This window comes from Sphingobium fluminis, from assembly GCF_037723805.1.
Taxonomy (GTDB): Bacteria; Pseudomonadota; Alphaproteobacteria; order Sphingomonadales; family Sphingomonadaceae; genus Sphingobium.
Genome location: NZ_JBBJUK010000006.1, coordinates 1 through 21104, shown reverse-complemented (window position 1 = coordinate 21104; position 21104 = coordinate 1). Strand labels below are relative to the sequence as shown.

Annotated in this window: 20 protein-coding genes; 13 read left to right on the top strand and 7 right to left on the bottom strand. The window is 59.2% G+C overall.

The features are described 5' to 3' along the window. Positions 1 to 7 precede the first annotated feature (7 nt). A complete protein-coding gene (locus tag WG907_RS14765) occupies positions 8 to 1246 on the bottom strand; it encodes an acetyl-CoA hydrolase/transferase family protein (RefSeq protein WP_340233979.1) in 1239 nt (412 codons plus the stop codon). A gap of 119 nt (positions 1247 to 1365) precedes the next feature. Between WG907_RS14765 and WG907_RS14760 the strand changes: the two genes are divergently transcribed. From WG907_RS14760 to WG907_RS14750, 3 genes are read left to right on the top strand one after another with little or no spacing between them, the layout of a single operon-like run. Then, positions 1366 to 1818, top strand: coding sequence for a MaoC family dehydratase (locus WG907_RS14760; RefSeq protein ID WP_340233977.1), 453 nt, complete (start codon positions 1366 to 1368; stop codon positions 1816 to 1818). Then, positions 1815 to 2678: an HpcH/HpaI aldolase/citrate lyase family protein gene (locus tag WG907_RS14755; RefSeq protein ID WP_340233975.1), complete on the top strand. Its 864-nt coding sequence runs from the start codon at positions 1815 to 1817 to the stop codon at positions 2676 to 2678. Before WG907_RS14760 ends, WG907_RS14755 begins: the two co-directional genes overlap by 4 nt. Positions 2679 to 2680: 2 nt before the next feature. Next, positions 2681 to 3859, top strand: coding sequence for an acyl-CoA dehydrogenase family protein (locus tag WG907_RS14750; protein WP_340233973.1), 1179 nt, complete (start codon positions 2681 to 2683; stop codon positions 3857 to 3859). A 108-nt stretch (positions 3860 to 3967) separates the two neighbouring features. Here WG907_RS14750 and WG907_RS14745 read toward each other — a convergent pair whose 3' ends face one another. After that, positions 3968 to 4390, bottom strand: coding sequence for a nuclear transport factor 2 family protein (locus tag WG907_RS14745; RefSeq protein ID WP_340233971.1), 423 nt, complete (start codon positions 4388 to 4390; stop codon positions 3968 to 3970). 271 nt (positions 4391 to 4661) lie between these two features. Between WG907_RS14745 and WG907_RS14740 the strand changes: the two genes are divergently transcribed. The 5 genes from WG907_RS14740 (at position 4662) to WG907_RS14720 (ending at position 9129) form a co-directional block, all read left to right on the top strand. Further along, positions 4662 to 5186 (top strand): SRPBCC family protein, encoded by a 525-nt coding sequence (locus WG907_RS14740; protein WP_340233969.1) that lies wholly within the window; start codon positions 4662 to 4664, stop codon positions 5184 to 5186. A gap of 317 nt (positions 5187 to 5503) precedes the next feature. Continuing rightward, complete coding sequence (locus WG907_RS14735) at positions 5504 to 6283, top strand: hypothetical protein (RefSeq protein ID WP_340233967.1); 780 nt, start codon at positions 5504 to 5506, stop codon at positions 6281 to 6283. 80 nt (positions 6284 to 6363) lie between these two features. Then, positions 6364 to 7227, top strand: a complete 864-nt coding sequence (locus WG907_RS14730; protein WP_340233965.1) for an LLM class F420-dependent oxidoreductase — start codon at positions 6364 to 6366, stop codon at positions 7225 to 7227. Positions 7228 to 7397: 170 nt separating this feature from the next. Beyond that, positions 7398 to 8480 (top strand): NADH:flavin oxidoreductase, encoded by a 1083-nt coding sequence (locus tag WG907_RS14725; RefSeq protein WP_340233963.1) that lies wholly within the window; start codon positions 7398 to 7400, stop codon positions 8478 to 8480. 244 nt (positions 8481 to 8724) lie between these two features. Beyond that, the gene (locus tag WG907_RS14720; RefSeq protein WP_340233961.1) at positions 8725 to 9129 is read left to right on the top strand and encodes a putative quinol monooxygenase; all 405 of its coding nucleotides are present in this window, start codon (positions 8725 to 8727) and stop codon (positions 9127 to 9129) included. A gap of 93 nt (positions 9130 to 9222) precedes the next feature. Here WG907_RS14720 and WG907_RS14715 read toward each other — a convergent pair whose 3' ends face one another. Both WG907_RS14715 and WG907_RS14710 read right to left on the bottom strand, forming a co-directional pair. Continuing rightward, positions 9223 to 10803 carry an AMP-binding protein gene (locus tag WG907_RS14715; protein WP_340233959.1) on the bottom strand — a complete coding sequence of 527 codons (1581 nt, stop codon included), beginning with the start codon at positions 10801 to 10803 and terminating at the stop codon, positions 9223 to 9225. A 211-nt stretch (positions 10804 to 11014) separates the two neighbouring features. Then, positions 11015 to 11962: an NAD-dependent epimerase/dehydratase family protein gene (locus WG907_RS14710; protein WP_340233957.1), complete on the bottom strand. Its 948-nt coding sequence runs from the start codon at positions 11960 to 11962 to the stop codon at positions 11015 to 11017. A gap of 504 nt (positions 11963 to 12466) precedes the next feature. On the opposite strand from WG907_RS14710, the gene WG907_RS14705 reads away from it, so the two are divergent. Genes WG907_RS14705 through WG907_RS14695 form a run of 3 tightly spaced genes read left to right on the top strand, consistent with a single transcriptional unit; the run spans position 12467 to position 15529 of the window. After that, entirely contained in the window at positions 12467 to 13708 is a 1242-nt protein-coding gene (locus WG907_RS14705; protein WP_340233955.1) for an acyl-CoA dehydrogenase family protein, read from the top strand. Continuing rightward, positions 13701 to 14774 (top strand): phosphotransferase family protein, encoded by a 1074-nt coding sequence (locus tag WG907_RS14700; protein WP_340233953.1) that lies wholly within the window; start codon positions 13701 to 13703, stop codon positions 14772 to 14774. Before WG907_RS14705 ends, WG907_RS14700 begins: the two co-directional genes overlap by 8 nt. A gap of 8 nt (positions 14775 to 14782) precedes the next feature. Beyond that, positions 14783 to 15529: an SDR family NAD(P)-dependent oxidoreductase gene (locus WG907_RS14695; protein WP_340233952.1), complete on the top strand. Its 747-nt coding sequence runs from the start codon at positions 14783 to 14785 to the stop codon at positions 15527 to 15529. A gap of 75 nt (positions 15530 to 15604) precedes the next feature. Here the strand turns inward: WG907_RS14695 and WG907_RS14690 are convergent, their stop codons facing one another. Further along, positions 15605 to 16045: an SRPBCC family protein gene (locus WG907_RS14690; protein WP_340233950.1), complete on the bottom strand. Its 441-nt coding sequence runs from the start codon at positions 16043 to 16045 to the stop codon at positions 15605 to 15607. A 222-nt stretch (positions 16046 to 16267) separates the two neighbouring features. Continuing rightward, positions 16268 to 17197 carry an SDR family NAD(P)-dependent oxidoreductase gene (locus WG907_RS14685; protein WP_340233948.1) on the bottom strand — a complete coding sequence of 310 codons (930 nt, stop codon included), beginning with the start codon at positions 17195 to 17197 and terminating at the stop codon, positions 16268 to 16270. 570 nt (positions 17198 to 17767) lie between these two features. Between WG907_RS14685 and WG907_RS14680 the strand changes: the two genes are divergently transcribed. Together WG907_RS14680 and WG907_RS14675 are read left to right on the top strand one after the other, a co-directional pair. Further along, entirely contained in the window at positions 17768 to 19735 is a 1968-nt protein-coding gene (locus WG907_RS14680; RefSeq protein WP_340233946.1) for an oxidoreductase, read from the top strand. A 40-nt stretch (positions 19736 to 19775) separates the two neighbouring features. After that, positions 19776 to 20198 (top strand): nuclear transport factor 2 family protein, encoded by a 423-nt coding sequence (locus WG907_RS14675; protein ID WP_340233945.1) that lies wholly within the window; start codon positions 19776 to 19778, stop codon positions 20196 to 20198. A gap of 502 nt (positions 20199 to 20700) precedes the next feature. On the opposite strand, the gene WG907_RS14670 is transcribed toward WG907_RS14675, so the two are convergent. Beyond that, positions 20701 to 21104, bottom strand: a 404-nt coding sequence (locus WG907_RS14670; protein WP_445326820.1) for a pirin family protein, incomplete at its 5' end; no start/stop codon positions are given.

Sequence of the window (21104 nt, the reverse complement as noted above, 5' to 3'; positions counted from 1 at the left end):
GGCAGCGTCAGAGCTTTTGGATAAAGGTCTGCCATTCATCCGTCAGCCGCTCGCGGTGATCGGGCGCGGCGATGGCGATCAACGTGGCGGCGCGCTCGACATGCGTGCCGCCGCGAAGATCGGCTAGGCCGAATTCGGTCACGACGATATCGACATCCATCCGGCTTAGCGATACTGGTCCGGCTCCTGCATTGGGCGCCACGATCCGGCTGATCGCGCCTTTGGCGGCCGTCGCCGCGAGGGCGACGATTCTGAGCCCACTGGCCACCTTGGCCCCGCGTGCAAAGTCGGTCGCCCCACCCGGACCGGACATGAAGCCTTTCGGCCCCACTTCGGCATAAGCCTGACCAAACAGGTCTACTTCGGTAGCCGAGTTGATGGCAATGAAATCCTTGATCGCGCCGATGATGAGCGGGTCATGGGTAACGGAGACCGGCGCAAACCGATAGGCCGGCCCGCCGATCGCCCGATACAGCCGATCCGAACCGATCGCGACCCCAGCCGTCACCGCCACCCCGGGCGCAAGCGCGCCGGCCTCCTCCAGATCGACCACGGCGTCACCGACCAGGCCGGAATGAATGCGCAGATTACGCCTTCCGGTCAGCGACCGAAAGACTGCGCCCGGCACTTTACCCAGCCCCGTCTGCAGCGTCGCCCCGTCGCTCACCAAAGGAGCGATATAGGCGGCAATGGCGTCCGCCGTCGCATCGCTGCCGGCATCCGGGGTGCCCAGCGGCACTTGGGGCGCTTCGACGAAAGCCATGATTTCCTTGAGTGGAATGCCCGCATCGCCCTGCGTTCGGGGCAGGAGCGGATTGATGTGAGCGAGACGTATTGGAATTCGGGGCCATAGTTCGGCAAGGAAATCGACCGTCGGCCCGAAACTGCACATGCCCTCTTCGTCAGGTGGCGTCACCATCATCAATGCCGCGTCCGGCGGGCAGGCCAGAAGCCGTTGCCTGATATCGGCATAACAAAGCGGAAGAAACGTCCCTCCCTCCCCGGCCGCCTTCAGCTCAGGGGTCAGGAAAAAGCTTTCGGTCGTACAGGAAGGGTTTGCGAGATATGTCCGGCGATTGAGTCCGGGTACGAAAATTCCCGTGAATGTCACAGCACCGAGTGATGCCCCCGCCCGCTCCACCGCGTCGGCCAGCAACAGCGATTCAGCCGAGCAACCCGAAACGATCGTCCGCCCCCCAGCAGGCAGCATCGCCACGAGGGCGTCGGCATCCAGTTCGATTGGCATGTCTGGCTATCCTTCAAGCGGCCCGATGAACGCTGGCCAGCGAAATGGAATATTTACAAGCGCTCTACATGCTGTCAATCAGCGACTAGTATATAGGGACTAGATAAGGTAGCATACCAATGGCGGGTCTGTACTTCGATCAATTTTCGGTCGGCCAGATATTTCGGCACGAGATTCGCCGTACCGTGACCGACATGGACAATATGCTGTTCTCGTCGCTCACCTATAATCCTGCTTCGATCCATATCGACCATGCCTATGCCGCCGACACTGAATTCGGTAAGCCGCTGATGAATTCGATATTCACTCTGGGGCTCGTGATCGGGCTATCTGTTCAGGATACGACGCTTGGCACGACCGTCGGCAATCTGGGGATGAGCGAGACCAAATTTCCCAAACCCGTTTTTTCAGGCGACACGATCCGCGCCGAAACGCGCGTCGACGGGCTGCGGCCGAGCGCATCGCGGCCCGGCCAGGGGATTGTCACCTTCGAACATATCGGCTTGAACCAGCGGGACGAGATCGTCTGCTCGACGAAGCGGAATGCGCTGATGATGGGAAGTCCCGCATGAAGCTGCGATCGATGCTTTTCGTGCCCGGCGATAGCGAACGCAAGTTCGCCAAGGGCTCGACAGCGGGCGCTGACGCGCTGATCCTTGACCTTGAGGACGCTGTTGCGCCTTCGATGAAGGATGCGGCGCGCGCTCATGTGTCGGGCCTGCTGGATGACCGTTCAAAGCGGGCGTGGCGCTTCTTCGTCCGCGTCAATCCGTTCGACACGGGCATGACATTCGATGACATGGCGGCGGTGGTGAAACCGGGACTGGACGGGCTGCTGATTCCCAAGGCGAACGCCGCTGACGACCTTGTGCGCGTCGGCATCGAACTGGACCGGCTGGAGGCCCAGGCCGGCATGGCTCAAGGAACGGTCAAGCTGGCCGTCGTCGCCACCGAAACGGCGCAGGCCATGTTCAACCTTGGCAGCTATGCGCCGCCGCCGCCGCGCATGATTGCCATGACCTGGGGTGCCGAGGACTTGGCCGCTGTTATCGGCGCTACCGATAACAAGGAAGAAGATGGCAGTTGGACCTTCCCCTATCAGGTCGCACGCGCGCAATGCCTGTTTGCGGCTGCCGCTGCGGAGGTACTGGCGCTGGACACGCTCTATGCGAATTTCCGCGACCCAGAAGGGCTGGAGAAAGATTGTCGCCGCGCCCGCCGCGACGGCTTTGCGGGCCGCGTTGCCATCCACCCGGATCAGGTCGAGATCATCAATCGCGCCTTTTCGCCGACACCCGAACAGGTCGCCGAAGCGCAGATGATAGTCGACGCCTTTGCCGCATCGCCGGACGCGGGAACGCTCGGGATCGGCGGCAAAATGTATGACATCCCCCATCTTAAGGCCGCACGCAGAACGCTGGCAGGAGTATAATTATGTCCACACCCCGCCCCCTCCCTACGCAGGAAGAACGCGAAGTCATCCGTGAGGGCGTCCGCGCCGTCGTAACCCGGTTCGATGACGAATATTGGCTGGCCCGTGACGAGGACGGGGTGTTCCCGTTCGAATTTCATAAGGCGATGGCCGATAATGGCTGGCTCGGGATCACCATGCCGGAAGAATATGGCGGCTCTGGTCTGGGTGTCACCGAAGCGGCTATCATGATGAACGAAGTCGCCAGCCATGGCGGCGGCATGACGGCGGCTTCGGCGCTCCACGTCAATCTGTTCGGGCCTCACCCGATCGTGGTGAAGGGGACGCCCGAACAAAAGGCGCGCTGGGTGCCCCGGCTGATCGCCGGCGAGGACCAGGTGGCGTTTGGCGTGACCGAGCCTGACGCCGGCCTCAACACCACCCGCATCAAGACCTTCGCCGAAAAGGTGCCGGGCGGTTACGTCGTACAAGGGCAGAAGGTGTGGACGTCGACGGCGCAGGTCGCGAGCAAGATCATGCTATTGACGCGGACCACAAAGTTCGAGGATTGCGCTCGCCCGACCGACGGCATCACCCTTTTCTACACCGACCTCGACCGAACGAAGATCGACGTCCACAAGATCCCCAAGATGGGCCGCAAGGCGGTAGATTCTAACGCGATCTTCATTGACGGCCTGTTCGTTCCCGACGAGGACCGGATCGGCGAAGAGGGTAAGGGCTTCTCCTATCTGCTCCACAGCCTGAACCCCGAGCGCATATTGATTGGCGCCGAAGCGATCGGTCTTGGCCAGGACGCGCTGGGCCGGGCTGCAAAATATGCGCGCGAGCGAGTCGTGTTCGATCGTCCCATTGGTCAGAATCAGGGGATTCAGCACCCACTCGCGGAACGCTGGATGTATCTGGAAAGCGCTTGGCAAATGGTTATCAGGGCCGCTGAACTTTATGATAGCAACCTGCCGTGCGGGGCGGAAGCGAACACCGCCAAGTTCCTGGGGGGTCGCGCCGGGCAGGACGCTTGCTGGCAGGCGATGGCGACCCATGGCGGCTTTGGCTATGCCAAGGAATATCATGTCGAGCGGCTATATCGCGAAGTCGCGTTCACGCGGCTTGCACCTATTACGGAGCAACTCATCATGAGCTTCATCGCCGAGAAGGTGCTGGATCTGCCCAAGAGCTACTAAGCATAAGTCGATAGTCAGCGCAAAGGCGCGGAGCGTCCCCTGCCCGCCGATTTGGCGGCCGGGAGTGCTCCGCGCCTTTTGCGCTCTTGCTCTGCCGAGCGGCTTACCTCATGCGGGCGATATTATCTGGGGCGGAAACAGCGGGAAAATGCTGCGTTTTTTGAACCGCCAGCCGGATGCCGTCCTGACATAGCTGTCTTCGTAGCGGATATAGTAGCGGGCTTGCCCGCTGCTGCGCGTATCGGCCTCCACCAGCGCGAACACACTGCCCGACGCGCGGTCGGCTTTCGATTCGAGGATAAGATGGTTCATCATGAGATGGACGACATGCAGAACATCCGCTTTCAGTTGCGCGCCATAGGCGGCAATGCCCTGGCGCCCGCTGTGCACGCCCATGCCAAGGGCGCTCTCGTCAAGCACTCCGTCTTCGACGAACAGATCGACCCATGCATCGACCTGCCACAGATCGATATGATAGGGATATCGGTTCACCAGATCCTGCAACGCGAACCGGTCATCTGCACTCAACATATCTACTCTCCTGCGTCACGGTTGGACCAATTCGACAATGGCATCCTCACTTGTCAATTACCCTAATCCCGGGCGGGAGCCGTGTCGTTTGAAACATGGATTTCCATCGTCGCGTCATCCACAGGCTTGACAGCATGGAATTGCCGAATATGTAGTATGTTAATACTAAACCGTGCTGGCGAGCAATGGCGCGGACGAAATAAGTGATCGGGACGGCCGACGGCACCAGGTCAGCTGGCTGCGTCCGCCAATGAGTTTTTGGAGGCAGGATATGCAGAAATATAAAAGAGGCCATGCAGAATATCGCGGCATCGTTGATGCGCCCTTGGAAGACGTGTGGGAGTTGCTGACCGACTGGGCAGGATTCGAGCGTTGGTGGATCAAGCCCGAAGATGGTGGCCGCCCCGGCCCTAACATCGCGAGTGTCGAGCTTGTCGGCGAGCCCAATCAGGTTCCGCGCACCCGCGTGGTTCGGCATGTCACCGGCTCGGCCGTCGATGAAAAGCTGTGGCTGCAGGATAATGATACCAAGCGGATCGTGTACGACATGGTCTTCCGCCCCAACCCGAACGGCGCGGTCCTGCGCAGCGAGTTCAGAAATTATCTCGCCACAACGATGCTGGATCCGTTGCCGGGTGGCGAGACTTTGATGACGTTCAAATCCGAATTCGATATCGTTGCCGAAGCCGACCTGAACCTGATGATCTCGCTCATCGAAAGGACCTATTCGGACGCCATTCTTAACGGTTTCCGCCGGTATTTTGCCAAGCAGAAGGCCAAGACCGTTCCGGCGTGACAAAGAAACTGGGTTTGCTGATAACCGGCCCCCTCCCGCCATCATCGGCTAGGTAGATGATGGCGGAGGGGCCGTTGTCTGACCGATCACGACGATCGATAACCCAGGTCCCGTCTCACTCCCTCAGCCTTGCGCATATCTTTCGAAATCTTAGTATCTGGGCGCCTTACTGACGCTTAAAAAGCGGAACGCGTACACATTTCCAAGCCGACCATAATGGCGTCGGCTTTTCGAGGGCTGTACGCATCGCACAAAGCGTTGAATGATATAGTCGGACGCATCGTCGGGCGAGAAAAATGGCATTGGGAGAGTGCGAAATGACGATCGATACGACGGTCCGCTATATTCCGGTGGAACAGGCGCGAAGCATGTCCGGGCTACGGATCGCGTTCACACAGGGCGTGCCCGGCGCATGGAGCGTCGCGATCAAGGCGATATTAGAGCTCAAGGGCATCGATTATATCCCTGTAGCGCAGGAGCCCGGACAGCCCAATGATGCGTTGAAGGCATGGACTGGCCAAACGTCGGCGCCGGTCGCGATGTTCAATAATGATCGGATTCGGGCCAACTGGTCCGAGATGCTCATACTCGCCGAACAGTTGCAGCCCGAACCCCGACTGATTCCGGCTGATGAGGAAGGCCGGATCGCTTTGTTCGGTCTATGCCACGAGATTTGCGGCGATGACGGGCTTGGCTGGAACGTCCGCCTGATGCTGATGTCCGGCGAGCGCGGACCCAAGGACGCCGACGACAGCGACAATCCGATGCGTCAGAAATATACGTCTCCGGTCACGAATGATTATGCCAGAACTCGCATTTGGTCGATCCTCAATGCCATGGTGAGCAGGCTCGATGCGCAGTCGGCAAAGGGCAACCGGTATTTCATGGGCGATCGCCTGACGGCCGCAGATATATATTGGACGGCATTCAGCAATCTGTTCTCGCCGATGAGCAAGGACTTGTGCACGATGCCTGACTATTTTCACACCTACGGGCCTTTACTGGAGCAGTATCTCGAAGCCCCGGTCCCGCCGAAGTTGCTCGCGCACCGTGATTATATCGCCGGGAAATATTTTCGGACGCCGATCTCTTTGTAGAAGACCGACGCGAGGTGACCGATCGCTGGGCGGCTCACATAGCAGTTCGCAGCTGATCTTCCCATCTCGAGGAGACAATGATGAAATACGGGATTTGTTGCAGCCAGCTGCTGGGCATAGCGCCGAGTGCGCAAGATGTGATCGATTTCGCCCAGGAGGCCGAGCGGCTGGGCTTTAATTCTATCGTAGTCGGCGAACATATATTGATGCCCCGCGACTTCGACGATTCGGTTTATCCGGCCGGCACGTTCGAGGGCGGCACGCCCTGGTATGACCCCCTCGTCTTTCTGGCGGTCATCGCTGGGGCCACGAAAACGATCCGTCTGGGAACCGGCGTCGCCGTCGTGGCTTACCGCCAGCCGGTCCCCCAAGCTCAGGCTATCGCGACGCTCGATTTCATGAGTGGTGGACGCTTGTTCTACGGGGCTGGCGTCGGCTGGATGCGCGAGGAATTCGAAGCGCTGGGTGTGCCGTTCGCGGAACGCGGGGCACGCTGCGATGAATATATCGAAGTCATGAAATTATTATGGTCCGGGAGCACAGAGCCATTTCAGGGCAAGTTCATCAGTTTCAACGGAGGCCGCATCAATCCGCTGCCGACACAAAAACCTCACCCGCCGATCCTCATAGGTGGTGAGACCTCCCCTGCCCTCCGTCGCATCGCAAGGCTGGGAGACGGATTCTACATCAACTGGAAGAGCCTTCCGGAATATAGGAAGCTTATGGATGAATTGGCCGGCCATATGGCGGATCGTGGCCGGAGCATGTCTCAGCTCTACGGGCAACTGGGCGCCACGGAGATGAGCTTCGTGCAGGCGCAAAAGGCAGCAATCCCCGAATATGAGGCGTCGGGCGTCCACGAGATTATTTTCAGCCCAAAATGTTACTCTGTCGACGAGGGAATGGCGACCATGCGGCAGTTCGCTGAAGAATTCATCGGCTGACCCGTCGTCGCTCGGTACGGCTTGGTGTGAGGGGCTGGCTATACTGAAGCATCGTCCGATCAGATTGAATCGGATGATGCTCCATTTTCCTTAGTTTCCGCATTTCTGCAATTCGTCGGCTGTTCCAGCCGGCTTCAGAATGCTCTAATGGCGCGTCGATCGGAGAAATAATGTCTCACACAAAAATGTTCGAGCCCCTGGTACTCTCGCGCGGTCCTGCCCTGAAGAACCGTCTCATGCTGGCCCCGCTCACCAATCAGCAAAGCCATGCCGATGGTCGCCTTTCCGAGGATGAAGTTCGCTGGTTGATGATGCGCGCCGCCGGCGGCTTCGCGCTGGTCATGACCGCAGCGGCCCCGGTGCAACTCGTCGGGCAGGGATATCCGGGGCAACTCGGTATATTTGACGATCAGCATATCGAGGGCCTCGCGCGTTTTGCAAAGGCCGTTCGGGACAATGGCTCCGTCTCAGCGGTTCAACTCTATCATGGGGGAGAGCGTGCGGATGCGGAATTGGTGGGCACGCCGGTCGCCCCCTCCGACAGCGTGCGCAACGGCGCGAGGGCACTGAGTCTGGACGAGGTCGAGCAACTGCGTGAAGACTTCATCGCGGCCGCCCTGCGCGCGGACAAGGCTGGATGCGACGGCGTCCAGATTCACGGCGCGCATGGTTATGTTCTCGCTCAGTTCCTATCTCCTACGATTAATCGCCGGAACGACCGCTATGGCGGCAGCATCGAAAACCGGGCTCGGCTCATGCTCGAAGTAATCGACGGCATTCGCGCCCGCTGCCGTCCCGATTTCCAGCTCGGGCTCCGCCTCTCGCCCGAACGCTTCGGCATGCAACTGGCCGAAGTGCGCGAACTGGCTGGAGAGATCATGCAGCAGGGCCGCATCGATTATCTCGACATGTCGCTATGGGATGTGGCGAAGGAACCCCATGAAGAGGCTTTCCACGGCAGGAGCCTGCTAAGCTATTTCACCGATATACCCCGGCATGATGTCCGACTGGGGGTCGCTGGCAAGATCATGGACGCCGCCACCGCGATCAACCTTATCGACGAGGGCTGCGATTTCGTGACGATCGGCCGTGCGGGCATATTGCGTCATGATTTCCCCGAACGGGTGCGCCAGGACGCGACGTATGAGTCGCCCGGGCAGCCGGTCGATACGGCGCATCTGCGCGCCGAGGGCGTGACCGACGCATTTCTGGCCTATCTGCGCACATTCCCAGGCTTCGTCGCCGAAGATTAGCCCCACCCAGCGAGAGACAAGTGCGCTGACGCAATGTGGTGGATGAGCGTTGACCGGCAACCCCTTGAGAGGCAGGATACTACATCCTATACATCACTGAGAGGAACGTGCCGGTCCTCTGTGGTTGTCAATAAGTCTGACGGCAACCGGTGGGATGCACTTTCAAGCCGGAGAAGTCCGACCAACCGTCGATGCGGCGCTTCCAGAGCCATATTCACCCTAAAAACCCATGAAGGAGAGTTTCATGACTGAAAGAGAATCACCCTTTACCCGTGATCGCAACCTGTTCTCGGTTCGCTGGAAAGTAGACCCCGCGCGTCGCGAGGAGTTCCTCCAACTGTTCGAAAATGTCTGCGAGCAGGCGAAGCCTTTCTATTATCGCGGCTGCACCTTCGCGTTCCAGGGCTGGGCGCGCGACCCGAACGAGTTCGTCGTCTTTGCGTCGTGGGAGGATGACGTCGCGGCGGAACTGCGCCTCGTTCCGGAGTTCCAGGAATATAACCGCCAGTTGCTCGACTGCTGTAGCGAACCCGTCATCATGGAACAGTTTAGCGGCATGAACATCGACCGTCACATCTTCGACGATTTCCCTGCCGGCAAATCGACGGTGCACAAATTCGGCGACAAGAACGCCTTCATCGTCCTCTGACCACAAAACCGGCGCGGTCCTGATGACAGGACTGCGCCGGTTTTCTTGTCTCGAATACGGCGTCGCAGCCCGACTGCTGCGCTCGAACCGCCTTTATCCGGCCTTATCGTCCGCTTCCGCGAACAGCTTGATCAGCTCGAATTTCTGGATCTTGCCCGATGAGGTGCGGGGGAAATCTTCCACCAGCCGCCACATCTTGGGCACTTTGTGGCGCGCCATCCGGTTAAGCAGGAACTCCCGCGCCTCTTCGACCTCGATCGTCGTGCCAGCATGGCATTTGATCGCGACGGCTACCTCTTCGCCCCAGCGGGCATGTGGCACGCCGACCACCGCACATTCGGCGATACCAGGATAGTCACCCAGCCGGTCCTCGATTTCGCGCGGATAGATGTTTTCGCCGCCGCGAATGATCATCTCCTTGAGACGTCCCGTTACACGGACATAGCCCAGATCGTCCAGCGTCCCCAGATCGCCGGTCCGCAGAAAGCCTTCCTCATCGAAAGCCCCCGCAGTTGCCGCAGGATTGTCGAAATAGCCGCGAGTCATATAGGGGCTGCGAATGCGGATTTCGCCGATCTCGCCAATGCCCAATGTCGCGCCCGTGACGGCATCGGAAATCTTCAGCTCCGTATAGGGGTAAGGCTTTCCGACCGTTCCGGCGATCACCTCGACCGGGTCCCCACGCAACGATTTGCACATTACGCCGCCGGCTTCGGTCTGACCGAACATGATCTGGACGTCCGCATGAAAACGGTCTCCCAGACGGCGGACGAATTCGGGTGACACCGTAGTGCCGCCGGTCTGGATCACTTCCAGCGACGACAGGTCGGTCTTGTCGAAATCGGGATGCTCCATGATGGCGATGGCCATCGTCGGGACACAGGGAAACCAGACGATCCGCTCCTGCTCGATCAGGCGCAGGACGTCCCCGGGTTCAAAAGCGCGCAACACGACATGCGTGCTCAACCGCGAGATGCAGCCCAGGATCGTGCTGACCGAACCGCCGATATGAAAAAACGGCATGACGCCAAGCCAGGAAAGTCCGTCTTCCAGCTTGTAGAGTTCCGATCCCAGCAACGCGTTATTGACGATCCCCCGATGATGGAGTTTGACCCCCTTGGGCAACCCGGTCGTGCCCGACGTGTAGAGGATGAGGGCCGTATCGTCCGGACTGACGGTGACTTCGATCACGTCATCGGGCGCGTCGGCAAGATGATCGCTCCAGTCACTGATCAGCAGCACTTCGCGCAACTGGGGCAACGACGGGCGGATTTCATCGATAATCCCGGTCAGGGAAATGCCACGATATTCCAGGTCCGAGATAAGACCCACAGACTGGCTCTGCCGCAAAAGCGCTTCGACCTCAGCCGATCGCAGCGCCGGATTGAGCGTAACGAGAATGATGCCCGCTTGCGCCGCCGCCATCTGATACAGGACCCATGGCCCGCTGTTGGCGCCCCAAAGGGCTACATGGTCGCCCGGGGCAAAGTGGGCGAGCAGAAAACGCGCCAACCGCGCCGAGTCAGCGTGCAGTTGCTTGTAGGTCCAAGTCAGTTCGCCATCTTTCAGAGCGATCGAATCCCCCGCCTTCTCTACGGCGTTTTCGAGCAGCTGTCCGACCGTCCAGTCGCGGATCTCCGATCGATCATGGACCGGAGAATGTGCCTCACCCATCTGATTTCCTCGTTTCTCATTCGCTCTCGTGTCAGGCGTTGCAACGCACGTCCGGCCAGTTATTAAGCCCTGACCTGTGCGTGACCCCTGAGCTACCCCGGTATAGCAGCATTTTCGACTTATCCAGACGCCCAGTCGACGTCGGCAATTTTTTATTCACCCGGCCGCGCTGGCAGACCGCCATCGACGTCCGTCCTGACGACCCTTAACATTACAGGTCCTGATCAGGATGGGTTCGATAATAATCGACCATCTCCGCAATCCCGGCTTTGACGCCATAATCAGGCTTAAAGCCAAGTTCACGCAGAGCCCGGCCGCCATCGACATTGGGCGGGAAGGCCGATCCAAAGGGCGCGGCTGGATCCCGGGTGATGACGGCATCCGGGACCACCGTCTTGATCAGCGCAATAAACTCGTCCTCGGAAAAGGGCGGTTCGGTCGGCGTATTGTAAAGCCAGCTACCGCCCGTTTCGCTCAGCGTCACGTCGACGCAAAATTTGGCCTGATCCTTGTTGTAAATGATCTGAAGACCATTTTTCGACCACGCCGGAAACCTGGAGGCGCTGCCCGTGGCGGCATTATATATTATCCGGTTATAGTTCGCTCCCCAGCTACCGGACAGCTTGCCCAAGCCGAATGCGAAGGCAGGTCGAACGCATTTGATGTCGAGCCCCTTGGCCAGATAGGTATCGGTCATCAGTTCGCAAAAATATTTACTCGCCCCATAGGGTGTCGTCGGCCCTACGCGATAGGTTTCGTCCACCAGTCGGCCATCATAATCGGGCATGACGCCCACAGCCGCGATCGAACTCGACCAGCAGACGCGCTTCACACCATGGCGCAATGCCGCATCGAACACATTCGCCGTGCCCTGGCAGTTCACGTTCATCGCCTTGATCGGATCGGTGGACGACTCCGGTCCCAGAAACGCGGCCAGATGCAGGATATGGTCGATTCCGTTAGACTGGACTATGTCGAAAAGCTGGTTGGCGTCGAGTATATCGCCCTTGATGATTCTCGCCATGGGCGCGATGGATTCGAGGATGGGCGAGGCGGACACCCGATCTAACACCACCACGTCATGACCCCGCCGCATGAACTCCGCGACCGCGTACATGCCAATATTACCCGTTCCGCCCGTAACCAAGATATTTGACATGCTATCCTCTAATTTCCTGCCCGGCCCCCGCTCGGATAAGCCTCTTTTCGGTTCACCGAGTTCGATGAGCCACTGGGGCGCCACACAATTTGCGCCACTTTATGATGGCTTACACTCTATCGCGGCGTTTATGCCAACATTGCCGCGTTAATGCTAGGTCCTATAACCTATTACGGGGACCGGGGCTGTATTGAGGAATCTCCATCTTTTCGTGCGTCACTCGGCCGGCTAATAGGTCTGCAACTGGGCAACGAATCCTGCCGCCAGCACTGGAGATGGAGATCATATTCCGGCCGATTATGCCGGAACGGACCTGTAAAGGCACTTGTTCGGTGCCTCACCGCCGCTATGAGCAATTCGGCTGAGCCGGAACACGCGATGAGAGGCGACGCAAATAGATTGCAGCGGCGCGCCCGCTAAAAGATCGAGGTTCGCCTCAGGCCAACAGCTCGGAGCAGGACGGAGCAATCCGCCGCGCCTTCGCAGCCTGCAACGGAGTTTACTATGGATTTCGCCATCAGCTCACGGGGAAAAGAATGGCTCGCAAAGGTGCAGTCTTTCCTGGAAGCGCATGTCTACCCGAACGAGGCGCTGTACGAAGAGCAACTGGGCGATGAGACTAACGATCCCTGGCGCGTGCCGCCGCTTATGCTGGAATTGCAGCAGAAGGCGCGCGACGCCGGCCTCTGGAACATGCACATGCACGATACCCGGCATGGGCCAGGCCTGAGCAATCTGGACTATGCCCCGATCGCGGAGGCGCTGGGCCGCGTCCACTGGGCGTCGGAAGTGTTCAACTGCAACGCACCCGACAGTGGCAATATGGATGTGCTCTCGCTCTATGGCAGCCCGGCGCAGCAGGAAAAATGGCTCAAGCCTATGCTGGCGGGCGAGATCAAATCCTCCTTCGCGATGACCGAGCCTGCCGTCGCCTCGTCGGACGCGACCAATGTCGAAACCCGGATCGAGCGCGATGGCGACGATTATGTCATCAACGGGAGGAAATGGTGGATCACCAACGCCTATAATCCGCGCACCAAAATCTTCATCGTCATGGGCAAGACCGACCCGTCGGCTCCGCGCCATCTGCAACAGACGCAGATTCTCGTCGAACCGACCACGCCGGGCGTCACGCTGGTGCGCTCGCTGCCGATCTTCGGCTATCATGATCGCCCGCACGGCCATGCCGAAATCCTGTTCGAAAATGTCCGCGTGCCGGCCGAAAACGTCATCCTTGGCGAAGGGCGTGGCTTCGAGATCGCGCAGGGCCGCCTCGGGCCGGGCCGCATCCACCACGCCATGCGCATCATCGGGGTGTCGGAGCGACTGCTCGAAAAGCTGTGCCTGCGCCTCACGAGCCGCGTCGCCTTCGGCAAGCGCCTGTCCGACGAAAGCGTGTGGAAGGAGCGGATCGCCCGCGCCCGCATCAACATCGAAATGAGCCGCCTGCTCGTCTACAAGACCGCATGGCTGATGGATACGGTGGGCGTGCAGCAGGCCCGCAACGAAATTTCGCAGATCAAGGTCATCGTGCCCGAACTGGCTCAACATCTGTGCGATGTGGTGCAACAGGCCCATGGCGCCGCCGGTATGTGCGATGATTTCGGTCTCGCTTACACCTTCGCGCGCCTGCGCGTCATGCGCATCGGCGACGGGCCGGACGAAGTGCATAATCGCGTGATCGCCCGTAACGAGTTACTGAAATACAAAGCACCCAAGATAAGCGAGGCGTCGACTCATGGCTGATCGTCAGGACCTGCTCACCGGCACCGAAGCGCCACCGGAACATCTTGCGCTCGATGTGCAGAAGCTCGCCGCCTATCTCGCCCCGCGCGTCGACGGGCTTGGCAGCGACTTCACGGTCGAAAAGTTCAAGGGCGGCCAGTCGAACCCGACCTACAAGCTGGTGGGCCCGGGCAAAAGCTATGTGTTGCGCCGCAAACCGCCGGGCCACTTGCTAGCGTCGGCGCACGCCATAGACCGTGAATATCGCGTCACCAAGGCGCTGTCGGATGCCGGGTTCCCGGTCCCCCGCCCTGCCCTGTATTGCGACGACGAATCCGTAATCGGCTCGGCCTTTTACATCACCGAATTCATCGACGGCCGCGTGTTCTGGAACGCCGACCTGCCTGGCGTCGCCAAGGCCGACCGTACCGCCATTTACGATTCAATGAACGTCTATCTCGCCGATCTGCACAAATTGGATTACAAGGCGCTGGGGCTCCAGGATTTCGGCAAGGAAACCGGCTTCACCGCGCGCAACCTCAAACGCTGGTGCAGCAATTACGAACAGTCGAAACTGGTCGATGTGCCCGATATCGACTGGCTGATGCAGGCGCTGCACGATCGCTTGCCGCAAAGCGAGCCGACGACGATCCTGCACGGCGATTTCGGCCTCTACAACGCGATGGTTCACCCGACCGAGCCTAAGGTGCTGTCGGCGCTTGACTGGGAGCTGTCGACGCTCGGCAATCCCTATATCGATCTGGCGCACAATACGCGCGCCTGGTGGGAGCCGCATGGCTTCGCCGAAGGCAGCGCCACGACGCTGATGGGCCATGATCTCGACGCGCTCGGCATCCCTTCGCTCGACGCCTATGTGGCAAGCTATTGCAAGCGCGCTGGCATCGACGCCATACCGGATCTGAGCTTCTATTTCAGCTTCGTCCAGTTCCGCTATGCCGTGATGATCCAGGGCATATTGAAGCGCGCGAGCATCGGCACTGGCGTCAATCGCGCCGTCAAGCACACGCAGGACCGGGTCGCGACGATCGCCGCACTGGCGCGCAAAACCCTCACGGAATCGGAATAGGTCGGGTCATGAAGCAATATTTCGATTTCAGCGGCAAGGTCGTTCTGGTGACCGGCGGCAGCCGCGGTCTTGGCGCGGCGATCTGCCGCTCCTTCGCCGAGCAAGGCGCTGACGTGGTGATCGCCAGCCGCAACGCCGAAAATTGCGAGCAGCTGGCGGCCGAGATCGAGGCCGAATTCGGCGTGCGGGCGCTGGGCGTCGGTGCACATCTGGGCCGCTGGGACGATATCGACCGGCTGGCCGAAGTCGCCTACGCCCATTTCGGCAAGATCGACATATTGGTCAATAATGCCGGCATGTCACCGCTGTCCGATGGCTCGATCGGCACGCCCGAAGCGCTGTTCGACAAGGTGATAGGCGTCAACTTCAAAGGTCCGTTCCGCATGACCGCCCTGGTCGCGAGCCGCATGGCGGAAGGCGATGGCGGCAGCATCATTAACATCTCGTCGATCGGATCGATCCGGCCGCAGCCCGAATATGCGCCCTATTCCGGCGCTAAGGCGGCGCTGAACGCGATCACCATCGCCCATGCGTTCGAATATGCCCCCAAGGTGCGCGTCAATGCGATCCTGCCCGGCAGCTTCCGCACCGACATCGCCAAGGCCTGGTCGCCGGACAAGGCCGCGAACATCAAGTCCGCGATCAAACGCTATGGCGAGCCGGAAGAAATCGTTTCGACCGTCCTGTATCTGGCGTCGGAGCATTCCAGCTTCACGACTGGCGCGCTGATTCAGGTAGACGGCGGCCGCCCTTGAAAAGCCTTCGCCCGGCGTTCCGATTCATCCTCGAAAACGCCGGGCGATTTTTCGTCCTAGACCGGAGCCTGCCGATCAGGACGGAGCAGCGGCCGCCCCGGATGCTGCGCGCGTTTTGATCATATGCTTGTCGAGGCCGTCGACGATCATGACATAGACAGGGTCGAGCCAGCCCTTGGCGACCTCCACCGTACCGTTTTCATCGACGTCATACATCGACTGAATGGTCATTTGACAGCTTTCGCTGGTCAGGGGATCGAGCGTCCAGCTGGCCAGGTAATTGCGGATTCCGCCGATCATCCCATCATTGGCATCATAGTAGAGTCGATAGGATTTTTTGTCCGCAAGGATCAGAACTTCTCTATTTTCAAAGGGCAAACCGGCATCGACTGCATTGTCGCGAGTCATCACGCGGGTTCTCGGAATCGCGTCCGGCTCTCCTTCCAGAAAGGACTGCGCGAGAGCCGGCCCCTCATTATCTCCATGATGGAACCAGGAAATGTCGCCCCAGTCCATCAGGACATCCCACACAGCGTCGATATTGCCGTTGACCACTCCGCTGTAATAACCGTTTACGCGCGCTACTTGCGTCATCAGGCACCACTCCTAACTTCTAGCCCCACGAGAATGTCAGAGGCTTCCTAAAACTTTAGACAAGAGCAGAAGCGGGTCACCACCCTCATCCGCGCCTTTAGCCAGGACGGTCGCCGGCGCTTGCTCCTGCCGCCGTCGCTCACCTTACCCGGCCTGTTGCAGTTCGGCTTCGGCCTGAGCCTTCGCGTCTTCGAGATAGGCCATGACCTTTTCCCGCGGCACCGCCGGCCGGAACACAGACAGACCGCCATCGACCGCCAGTTGCGTCCCGGTGACGAATCTGGATTCGTCCGATCCAAGGAACGTTGCCGCATAGGCGATGTCCATCGGCTTGCCGGCTTTGGGCAATGGCTGCGATCCGGCCATCATCTCGTCGAGATATTCCGGCATTACGTCCGCCACATCCTTGCTAGCGCCGACCAACTGACCCCACATCGAGGTTGCATATGCGCCCGGAACGATGGCGTTTACTCTAATATTGCTGCTCGATAGTTCGAACGCTGCCCAGCGCGCCAGATATAGTACCGCGCCCTTGCACACCACGTAAACCATACTTGCGGCCGGCGAGAAATTTTCGGCGGCAGCCGACGAAATAAGAACCACCGATCCGCCGCCGCGCTTTTCCATTGGACCGACGGCATGCTTGATACACATGACGTGGCTGCGCAGTAAATTGGCCTGCCCGTCGTCCCAGGCTTCGGTCGTCAGATCCACGATCTTTTGTTTATGATCGACTGACGCCGCTGCATGCACCACGATATCGAGGCCGCCGAACTTTTCTTCCGCCATTGCGATTGTGCGGGCGATGTCGCTTTCGTCACGAATGTCGCATGGACTGAAAAAAACAGAGCCTGGAAACCGTTGTTCCAGAGTAGCCCCTTTCTGTGCCTGAATATCGGCCACGATAACGTTCGCACCCTCGGCAACATACATTTCCACGACACCAAAAGCGATCCCCGACACACCACCTGTGACGACCGCTACTTTTCCAGCCAAACGACCCATCATCTTCTCCCAGGCGAACGCCCCCCGCGCGTCCAACCGCCGCGCCTGCTCCAGCTCATGCTGGTCCACCTATTTATAGACGGACTGCCGCAACCCGAACAAGACGAATCCCAGAACGGGCCGGCCGACATTCACCGTCGTGCAAGATGGTGCGTCGTCGCGCAACTGCCTTTCCGTTAGTAGTGGTCGTTGGGCCTGCCGGCAGTTCCTTCATCATCGCAAGCCTGTTCCTCGACGTGCTGCCGAGACGGTAGCCTTGGCATTCAGATTGCCGGAATTGGGCAGAAGGGCCGCAACTGAAGGATGTCGTGATATACGCGGCGGGACAGCCAAATTGCACGACTATCTTACCGCCAACACCAGTTGACAGCCCGAATAACTCCCGTTAGCCGATATAGTATAACGATACTAGACGCTCTTTGCCACGCCCGGCCCACGCTCGCTTTTGCGAGTTTACCCGGACTGATGAAGGGCGGTAGAATATCTGAGGTGAGGGAAAATGCGACGGCGCGATCTTGATAACAGGCACAGCAGACAATCACGCGTTACTGTATCGTCATTGAGGCGGCCGGGCGCGTGACTACCACGCTAGAAAATTGATAGCCGTAGCGAGCGAAGCAAGAAAGTTGGAGAGAGTCAGTGTCGTACACCCACGTCGATAAGCCCATCAAGCTTGGTAATCTTGAAATCAAGAACCGGACGTTCCGGCCGGCGCATGCGACCGATCTGGGCGGCGGCCGGATGAGCGACAGACTTATCGCCTATCATGAAGAGCGCGCCCGTGGCGGCGTCGGCCTCATCATCAACGAGATCGGCTCGGTGCATCCATCGACGCACATGTATCAGAATCTCTTCGAGCCTGATTACGACGTCGGCATGCGTAAGCTGGTCGACCGGATAAAGCCGCATGGAACGCGGCTGTTCCAGCAGCTCTGGCATGGCGGGCATTGCGGGGGTTGGGACGGCACGCCGCCCTGGAGTTCGTCCGACCTTCCCAATGTCGAGTCCGGGTATGTTCCGGTCCGCATGACCAAGGCAATGATCGACGAGGTGGTTGGGGCTTATGCGGATGCTGCGCGTCGAATGGAGGCGTGTGGCCTTGACGGCGTCGATCTTCATGGCGCGCACGGCTATTTGCCCCATCAATTTTTCTGCGCCCTCACAAACGATCGTGACGACGAATATGGTGGTCCGATCGAAAATCGGATGCGCTTTGTGCTTGAAGTCCTGACGGCCATTCGGAGCAATGTTTCATCGAATTTCGTCGTCGGCATCCGCGTTGGTAATGACCTCGCACCCGGCGGCGTGACCGAAGCGGATACGATCCTGCTCGCCCGCACCCTGGAAGAAAAAGGTTTGGTGGATTACATAAATGTCTCGATCGGAAGCTACGCGCGCAACGACAAGATGATCGGCGGCATGAACGAGCCCACCGGCTATCAGCTTCCCACCAGCATTCCCATTACCCAGTCCGTTAAGCTGCCGACGCTCGTCACTGGCCGCTTCCGGACGCTGGAGGAAATCGATCAGGTCATTCGCGCCGGTGAAGCCGATATGGTCGGCCTAGTGCGGGCCATGATCGCCGACCCGCGCCTCGTCGCGAAAAGCCTTGCCGGCGAGAGTGATCGCGTTCGGCCCTGCATTGCCTGTAATCAGGCGTGCGTTACAAACCTGCTGATCGGCGCACCGATGGAATGCGCTGTCAATCCCGGTACGGGCCACGAGCTGGAACGGGGCGATCATCTGCTGACGCCTGCGCCTGAACCCCGATCGGTTCTGGTGATCGGCGGCGGGCCGGCTGGCATGGAGGCGGCCCGCGTTGCGGCGATGCGTGGGCATTCGGTGATACTGGCCGAGGCCAACCCCTACCTTGGCGGCGCTTTGCGCGCAGCGGGCAAGGTGCCGACGCGGCACAACCTGCTCGACATCATCACTTGGCTCGAAGAGGAAATCTTTCGGCTGGGCGTCGAGGTCCGTCTCAGCACCTATCTGGATGCCGACGATGTACTTGAAATCGGGGCAGATGTGGTCATCGTCGCCACCGGATCGATGGAACGGATGAACGGGGTGCAGATGTCGCATCTTGGCGAACCCATCAGGAATGTCGAACGCAAGGGCGTCATTTCGTCGACGGAGTTGTTCATGGCGACGCCTTCCAACCTCGGCAAGTCCGCCGTGGTGGTGGACGATGTTGGCCATTTCGAAGGTCTGGGATCGGCCGAATTTCTGATCAATCAGGGCCTCGAAGTCACCTATGTCACGCCACGGCGGGAGATTGCCCCGCTCGCCCGGACCACGCTCATGGTGGAACCCTATCTGCAACGCATGGAAGGCAAGCCCTTCCACTATATGATCCGTACGCGCGGCATCGCCATTGGCGAAGGCGATATAACCGTCGGTCCGGCCTATCTTTACGATACCATGGCGGACTCCGTCACGATCCCTGCCGATACGATCGTTCTGGTCTCGCATAATCGCCAGAACCGGGACATCTTCGATACGCTGGAGGGGCAGATTGCCAATCTTCATGTGATCGGCGATGCTGCCGCACCGCGATACGTGCAGGCGGCGATCCGCGAAGGTCATGTCGTGGGCGCCGCCGTCTAATAGCGGTGGCCCTTTCGGCGATTATTGAGAAGGACTGACAATGATAACGAGCGACTATCTCGAAATTCAGCAGCTCACTCATCGCTACGCGCTTCATATCGACCTGTTTCAGATCGAAAAATGGGTCGATGTGTTCACCCCTGACGCGTTTTTTGATGAGCGCGAATTTGGTTTCGGCCTGTACGTCGGGCATGATGCCATTCGCGCCTATGGCCAATCACTCGCCGATACGGTGCAATATGTCACCCATTTGATGGCAAATCTCGTCATTGAAAATCTCACTGAAACAAGCGCATCGGGAATCGTGTTCGCCTTGGTTGAAGCGGAGATGAAAACAGGCGAGCGCGAACGCACCCACGTCCGCTATGAAGACGATTTCGTCAAAGTGAACGGCCAGTGGAAGATCGCCCGCAAAATATTGCGCAAGACCTTTTCACCCGAGCGGATGAATAACGCGTCCTGACCTGATCGATTACTGTGCGGGGCGTGGCGCGAGCGTGGGTCTTGCTGGTGACTATGCGTCTTGTCGCCCGATACGAACCGGCAGTGATGCAGGCGCACGTTCGGACATGGTGTTTACATTGTCTATACTGAATATTTTCAATGAGAAGCCGCCCTATATCCGAATGATCAGTCCGCTCGGCTATCATTACGATTCCAACAATTTTTCCCGAGCGTCAGCAGGTTCCTTAGCGCTACGATCAGCAAGAGCTTCTGATGCGAAAGGCCCGTGTCGAACGTGCGGCGCTTATCGCCGCCCTGTGCCTGCCGTGGTCAGCACATGCGATCGAGGCGCATGCCCTTTTCGCAATGCAGAAAGCCAAGAGAGAAGGCCGCTAACCGCTCAGGATCTGGTCCGGTTGGCCGACATCGGCCCCGTCCAACCGGCCGCAGGCGAACATATCTTCGCCATATCGCCCGACGGCAAAAGGGCCGCTGTCCAGCTCAGGACGGCGGATCCCGGTTCAAACAGCTACGACATCAGGATTATCATTTTTGGGGTCGGACGTGGCAGCCAACCGATTACCGTGGACCGAGACGGGGATTTCATCCGCCAGATGGTCGATGGCATTGGCGGCGCGATGGTCAGCACCGGTTACACGAATGACGTCGACATTCTTGATCGCTGCGCCGTCACGGGCGTTGACCTGTACGTCATCGATTCTGATCACGCCTGTTGGCGGGACAATATAGGCTTTGCGGTCCTTGCCGATCGGATATTCGGCGCTTTCGCCCGCTTTTAACGTTGCCACGACGATCCGGGCATCGGTGCGGACCGGGAGCGCATCATTGTCATTCTCATAGCCAGACGCCAGCGTGACGAAATGACCCGTCCGATCGCCTTTGGGAAGGGGACGGGCGCCCCAGC